5 protein-coding genes are annotated in these 6,834 nt (G+C 73.6%); 1 reads left to right on the top strand and 4 read right to left on the bottom strand.

Annotation, left to right across the window (positions count from 1 at the left end):
* The coding region (locus OO57_RS12185; RefSeq protein ID WP_033252398.1) for a hypothetical protein at nt 1-777 on the top strand (777 nt) is incomplete at its 5' end.
* A 148-nt stretch (nt 778-925) separates the two neighbouring features.
* Here OO57_RS12185 and OO57_RS12180 read toward each other — a convergent pair.
* The 4 genes from OO57_RS12180 to OO57_RS12165 form a co-directional block, all read right to left on the bottom strand.
* Nucleotides 926-1,441 (bottom strand): DUF4240 domain-containing protein, encoded by a 516-nt coding sequence (locus tag OO57_RS12180; protein ID WP_033252397.1) that lies wholly within the window; start codon nt 1,439-1,441, stop codon nt 926-928.
* 134 nt (nt 1,442-1,575) lie between these two features.
* Nucleotides 1,576-3,360, bottom strand: a complete 1,785-nt coding sequence (sucB, locus tag OO57_RS12175; RefSeq protein WP_033252396.1) for a 2-oxoglutarate dehydrogenase, E2 component, dihydrolipoamide succinyltransferase — start codon at nt 3,358-3,360, stop codon at nt 1,576-1,578.
* Between the two features lie 57 nt (nt 3,361-3,417).
* Entirely contained in the window at nt 3,418-4,824 is a 1,407-nt protein-coding gene (lpdA, locus tag OO57_RS12170; RefSeq protein ID WP_106973967.1) for a dihydrolipoyl dehydrogenase, read from the bottom strand.
* A gap of 367 nt (nt 4,825-5,191) precedes the next feature.
* Nucleotides 5,192-6,688, bottom strand: a complete 1,497-nt coding sequence (locus OO57_RS12165) for a leucyl aminopeptidase (RefSeq protein ID WP_033252395.1) — start codon at nt 6,686-6,688, stop codon at nt 5,192-5,194.
* Nucleotides 6,689-6,834 lie beyond the last annotated feature (146 nt).

Raw genomic sequence — 6,834 nt, 5'->3', positions numbered from 1 at the left:
CCCTTCCACCCCCCGTTCCAGCCGCCCGGCCCGCCCCCGGGCCGCTCCGGCCGGGGCCCGCTGATCGCCGCTGTCTCGGCCGCCGTGGTGCTGCTGGCCGGCGCGGTCGGCACCGTGGTGTGGGCCCTGCAGCCCGCCGACCCGAAGAAGGCCTCGCCCGCGCCGAACGTCACCGTCGACGTCTCCACCCCGGCGCCCTCCGACCCGCCCGACTCGCCGTCCGACTCCCCGTCCCCGGACGCCACCGAGACCGACGACACCGGCTCCGACGACACCGGCAGCAGCCCCGACCCGGCCCTGCAGATCGCCGACGAGACTCACCACTGGGGCGTCCCGCTGCCCGACGGCTGGATCGCCCAGTCGGCCACCGACCGGGCCTCGGTGGTGGAGGTCACCGGCCAGTACGCCTGCGAGCAGTCCGAGTCGCTCTGCCTGCGCGGCCAGTTCGCGATCACCACGGACAGCGTCGACGCCGCCGACGCCCAGGCCGCCGCCGAACAGGCGATGACCGACTTCGCCGCCGTCGCCTTCGGCACCCTGCGCTCCCACCGGGAGGAGTCGGCCGGCACCCTCACCGTCGCGGGCAGCGAGGGCTGGGCGATCCGCTGGTACCTCGAACCCGAGCAGGGCGCGGCCGGCTTCGCCGTGGTCGCGGCCGTCCCGGACCCGGACGGCAGCGGCTACGTCATCCTGCGCGGCGGCGTGGACGACGACCCCAAGGCCCCGGACCCGGCCGTGCTGGACGACATCATCCAGGGCATCACCAGCACCGGCTGACCCCGCCCGGGCCCTCGCCCGGGCCCTCGCCCGGGCCGCACCGGGACAGCACCCGGACGGCCGCCACCCGAAAGGCGCGCCGTCCGGCCCGGACGCGAGCCGGGCCGCCCCTCAGGCCCGCCCGGGCCCCGGGCCCGCCCGGGCCCGCTCAGTCCCCGTACAGCTCCCACAGCCGCGGGTAGCGGGCCGCCAGCTGCGCCTTGTCCGAGAAGTCGAACCACACCCCGTACGCGGCCGCGGGCTGGCGCACCCCCAGGTCCGGCAGCGGCAGCCCGGTCAGTCGCTCGTACGCCTCGTCGGCGGCGTAGCCGAGCTCCTCCGCGTCGCCGTCCTCCTCCTCGTCGAAGTCCGGCACCAGCTCGGCCAGCGCGTCCGGTTCGTGCACCGCGCCCTCGAACACGTCCCGGCCCTGGCCGATCAGCCAGCACCGGAAGTAGTCGAAGCCGTCCTCCGAGGCCCCGTCGAGCAGCAGATGGGCGGCGCCCCACAGCTCCACCGTGTACGCCCGCTGGAAGCGCGCCTCGAACTGCCGGGCGAAGTCCAGCACCTCGTCCGGGGTGAGCCGCAGCAGCCGGTCGACCAGCGCCTCGGCCTGCTCGTCCGGATCGCCCGCGGCCGCTTCCCGGGCCTCGTCGACCAGTTGCCAGAATCCCGTCTCGTCCATCACCGCTCCAGCCTCCACGATCGCCGCCCCGCCCGCACCCGATCCGCCCCGCCGCCCGGGCCGCGACGCGCGGGAGCCCCGCACCGTCCGGGGACGGTGCGGGGCTCCCGGCGGGGTGCCCTGGCGGGGGTGCCTTACAGGCCGAGCTCGACCTCGAACTCGCCGGCCTCCAGGATCTCCTTGACCGCGACCAGGTAGCGGGCGGCGTCCGCGCCGTCCACCAGGCGGTGGTCGTAGGAGAGCGACAGGTAGGTCATGTCGCGGATGCCGATGGCGGTGCCGCCGTCGGACTCGATGACCACCGGGCGCTTCACGGTCGCGCCGATGCCCAGGATCGCGACCTGGTTCGGCGGGACGATGACGGTGTCGAACAGCGCACCGCGCGAACCGGTGTTGGAGATGGTGAAGGTCGCGCCGGACAGCTCGTCCGGGGTGATCTTGCTGTCGCGGACCTTCGCGGCCAGCTCCGCGGTCTTCTTCGAGATGCCCGCGATGTTGAGGTCGCCCGCACCCTTGATGACCGGGGTCATCAGGCCCTTCTCGGAGTCCACCGCGATGCCGATGTTCTCGGTGTCGAAGTAGGTGATGGTGCCCTCGGCCTCGTTGATCCGGGCGTTGACGACCGCGTGGGCCTTCAGCGCCTGGGCGGCGGCCTTCACGAAGAACGGCATCGGGGACAGCTTCACGCCCTCGCGGGCCAGGAAGGAGTCCTTCGCCTTCGCGCGCAGCGACATGATCCGGGTGACGTCCACCTCGACCACGCTGGTCAGCTGGGCCTGCTCGTGCAGGGCCTTCAGCATGTTGTCGCCGATGACCTTGCGCATGCGGGTCATCTTGACGGTCTGGCCGCGCAGCGCGGACGGCGCGGCGGCGGCCTTCGCCGGGGCGGCGGCAGCAGCGGGAGCGGCGGCGACCGGGGCCGGCGCGGCCTTGGCGGCCTCGGCGGCGGCGATCACGTCCTGCTTGCGGATGCGGCCGCCGACGCCGGTGCCGGCGACGGAGGACAGCGCGACGCCGTGCTCGGCGGCGAGCTTGCGCACCAGCGGGGTGACGTAGGCGTCACCGGCGTCCGCGGCCGGAGCGGCGGCGACCGGGGCGGCCGGAGCAGCCACCGGAGCCGGCGCCGGGGCCGGAGCGGCGGGGGCCGGGGCAGCCGGGGCCGGAGCGGCGGCCGGAGCCGGAGCAGCAGCCACCGGGGCCGGGGCCGGAGCAGCCGGGGCGGCCGGAGCCGGGGCGGCGGGGGCGGCCGGAGCGGCAGCCGGGGCCGGGGCGGCCGGGGCCGGGGCGGCCGGAGCCGCGCCCGCGGCGCCGATCAGCGCGAGCTGGGCGCCGACCTCGGCGGTCTCGTCCTCGCCGACCAGGATCTTCACCAGGGTGCCCGCCACGGGGGAGGGGATCTCGGTGTCGACCTTGTCGGTGGAGACCTCGAGCAGCGGCTCGTCGACCTCGACGGTGTCGCCCTCGGCCTTCAGCCAGCGGGTGACGGTGCCCTCGGAGACCGACTCGCCCAGCGCGGGCAGCAGCACCGGGGTGGCGTCGCCGGCCGGAGCGGCGGCGGGGGCGGCCGGGGCCTCGGCGGCCGGGGCGGGGGCCGCGGGGGCCTCCTCGGCAACCGGGGCGGCGGGGGCGGCGGCCGGAGCGGCCTCGGCCGCGGGGGCCGGGGCGGCGGCGGGGGCGCCGGAGCCGTCGTCGATGATCGCCAGCTCGGCGCCCACCTCGACGGTCTCGTCCTCGCCGACCTTGATCGAGGCCAGGATGCCGGAGGCCGGCGCCGGGATCTCGGTGTCGACCTTGTCGGTGGAGACCTCGAGCAGCGGCTCGTCGATCTCCACGCGCTCACCCTCGGCCTTCAGCCAGCGGGTGACGGTGCCTTCGGTCACGCTCTCGCCCAGCGCGGGCAGTGTTACTGAGACCGCCATGGTTCCAGCGACTCCTATCAAGTCTTGCGTACAGGAATGAACGGGGACGGGGCGCGATCAGTCGTGCGCGTGCAGCGGCTTGCCGGCCAGCGCGAGGTGGGCCTCGCCGAGGGCCTCGGACTGGCTCGGGTGCGCGTGGATGAGCTGCGCGACCTCGGCGGGCAGGGCCTCCCAGTTGTAGATCAGCTGGGCCTCGCCGACCTGCTCGCCCATGCGGGCGCCGACCATGTGGACACCCACGACGGCGCCGTCCTTGACCTGGACCAGCTTGATCTCGCCGGCGGTCTTGAGGATCTTGCTCTTGCCGTTGCCGGCCAGGTTGTACTTGAGGGTGACGACCTTCTCCTTGCCGTACTGCTCGACGGCCTTGGCCTCGGTCAGGCCGACGGAGGCGACCTCCGGGTTGGAGTAGGTCACCCGCGGGATGCCGTCGTAGTCGATCGGGACGACCTTGAGGCCGGCGATCCGCTCGGCGACGAGGATGCCCTCGGCGAAGCCGACGTGGGCCAGCTGCAGGGTCGGGACCAGGTCGCCGACGGCGGAGATGGTCGGCACGTTGGTGCGCAGGTACTCGTCGACCAGGACGTAGCCGCGGTCCATCGCGACGCCCTGCTCCTCGTAGCCCAGGCCGGCCGAGACCGGGCCGCGGCCGATCGCGACCAGCAGCACGTCGGCCTCGATGGACTTGCCGTTCTCGGTCGAGACCCGGACGCCGTTCTCGGTGTACTCCACGCCGGAGAAGCGGGACTTGAGCTCGAACTTGATGCCGCGCTTGCGGAAGGCGCGCTCCAGCAGCTTGGAGGAGTTCTCGTCCTCCAGCGGCACCAGGTGGGGCAGGCCCTCGACGATGGTGACGTCGACGCCGAAGGACTTCCAGACCGAGGCGAACTCGCAGCCGATGACGCCGCCGCCGAGGATGATCGCCGACTTCGGGATGTAGTCCAGCTTCAGCGCGTGGTCGGAGGAGATGATCCGGTTGCCGTCGATGTCCAGGCCCGGGATCGAGCGCGGCACGGAGCCGGTGGCGAGGACGATGTGGCGGCCCTCGATGCGCTGGCCGTTGACGTCCACCGAGGTCTGCGAGGAGAGCTTGCCCTCGCCCTGGATGAAGGTGACCTTGCGGGAGGCGACCAGGCCCTGCAGGCCCTTGTACAGGCCGGCGACGACGTCGTCCTTGTACTTGTGGACGCCGTTGATGTCGATGCCCTGGAAGGTGGCGAGGACGCCGAACTCGGCGGCTTCCTTGGTCTCGTCGGCGACCTCGGCGGCGTGCAGCAGCGCCTTGGTCGGGATGCAGCCGCGGTGGAGGCAGGTGCCGCCCAGCTCGCCCTTCTCGATCAGCGCGACGCTCAGGCCGAGCTGGGCGCCACGGAGCGCCGCGGCGTAACCGCCGCTTCCGCCTCCGAGAATGACTACGTCGAAAACGGTGCTGGCGTCGTTCGCCACGTCACGTCCTCCATGCAAAAGGTGCGGATCGCCGGGCCGGTCGCGGTCCGGTGGGTGAGTGCCCTCGTAAGGCGCCCAGTCGTGCCGGAAATACATCTTTGCACTTGTTGGCGGCAGGTGGCGTCGGCGGGTGCCCCGAGGCGTCCCCGGTGCGGCCCGCGCGGCGGCGGTATGACCCGTTCTCGGAGGTATCGTCGCAGCTCACGGCCGGGAAATCGGCAAGTGGAGGTACGCCGTCCGGGGGGCTTCACCGGCCGTGTTCCGCCCTGCGGAATCAATTTTCGCCGGAGGCGAACACGCCGTCGAATTGGCGCGGCCCGCTACCGGCTGGTAAGACGCGCGGGGCCCGGCACCACCGGTGCCGGGCCCCGCGACGGTCAGCTGGTCACTCGCCCGCGGCGGTGTCCTCCGCGAAGCGGACCAGGGTGCGCACCGCGCTCGCGGTGCCGCCCTTGGGGGTGTAGCCGTGCGGGCCGCCCTCGTTGAACGCCGGACCGGCGATGTCCAGGTGCGCCCAGGCGGTGCCCTCGGCGACGAACTCCTGCAGGAACAGGCCGGCCACCAGGCCGCCGCCCATCCGCTCGCCCATGTTCGCCAGGTCCGCGACGGTCGACTCGACCATGCCCTTGCGCAGGTCGGCCGGCAGCGGCATCGGCCAGGACGACTCGCCCACCGCGCCCGCGGTCTCGTGCAGGCGGGTGCGCAGCGCCTCGTCGTTGGCCATCACGCCGAAGGTGCGGGTGCCCAGCGCCAGCACCATCGCGCCGGTCAGGGTCGCCACGTCGACGATCACGTCCGGCTGCTCCTCGCCGGCCCGCACGATCGCGTCGGCCAGCACCAGCCGGCCCTCGGCGTCGGTGTTCAGCACCTCGACGGTCTTGCCGCCGTACATCCGCAGCACGTCGCCCGGGCGGGTGGCCGAACCGGACGGCATGTTCTCCGCCAGCGCCAGCCACGCCGTCACGTTGACCTGCAGGCCCAGCCGCTTGGCGGCGACCACGGCGGCGAACACCGCGGCGGCGCCCGACATGTCGCACTTCATGGTCTCGTTGTGGCCGGCCGGCTTCAGCGAGATGCCGCCCGAGTCGTAGGTGATGCCCTTGCCGACGAAGGCCAGCGAGGCCCGCGCCTTCGGGTGGGTGTACGCCACCTTCACCAGCCGGGGCGGGTTCGCCGAGCCGACGCCCACGCCCAGGATGCCGCCGAAGCCGCCCTTGGCCAGCGCCTTCTCGTCCAGCACCTCGACCTTGAGGCCGTGCTCCTTGCCCGCCGCCTGCGCGATCGCGGCGAAGGACTTCGGGTTCAGGTCGTTCGGGGCGGTGTTGACCAGGTCGCGGGCCCGGTTCATCTCCTCGCCGACCACCACGGCCCGCTCCACGGCGGCCTTGGCGTCCTTCGAGGCCTTCCGCTCCACCAGCAGCACCAGCTCGGCGACCGGGGCCTTCGCCACCTCGCCCTTGTAGCTGCCGAAGGAGTACGCGCCGAGCAGGCCGCCCAGCGCGACCGCCTCGGCCTCGTCGGCGGAGGACGTCGGCAGGGCCAGCGCGACCTTCTTCGCCCCGGCCAGCGTCCGGGCGGCCACGCCGGCGGCCCGGCGCAGCTCCTCGGCGCCGAACGCGCCCTCGGGGGCCGAGCCCAGGCCCACGGCCAGCACCAGCGGGGCCTTGGCCCCGGCCGGAGCGGGAAGCTTGACCGCCTCACCCTCGGCGCCGGTGGCGCCCAGGGTGGTGAGGACCTCGGCCAGCTTGCCCTCGAACGCCTCGACGACCGCCTCGGCGCCCGGAGCGACGACCAGGCCCTTGGGGCCCTTCGCCACACCGACCACCAGGGCATCCGCCCGCAGGCTCACGGCGGAGGAGGTGCTCACAGACAGTGCAGTCACGACAAATGCGTCCTGTTCTTTCGCGGTCCACAGCCGGTGACGGCTCCGTTGCCGACCGGCAAAACCCAGGCAGACTCCGCGGCGAAACGGGGCACAGGGCCAGGGTGCTCACCGCATGGTAGTCCGCATACTGGGATCGCGCCGCC

Source organism: Kitasatospora phosalacinea, from assembly GCF_000717185.1.
Taxonomy (GTDB): domain Bacteria; phylum Actinomycetota; class Actinomycetes; order Streptomycetales; family Streptomycetaceae; genus Kitasatospora; species Kitasatospora phosalacinea_A.
The sequence above is the reverse complement of the archived record's forward strand: the minus strand, read 5'-3'. Positions and strand labels throughout refer to the sequence as shown.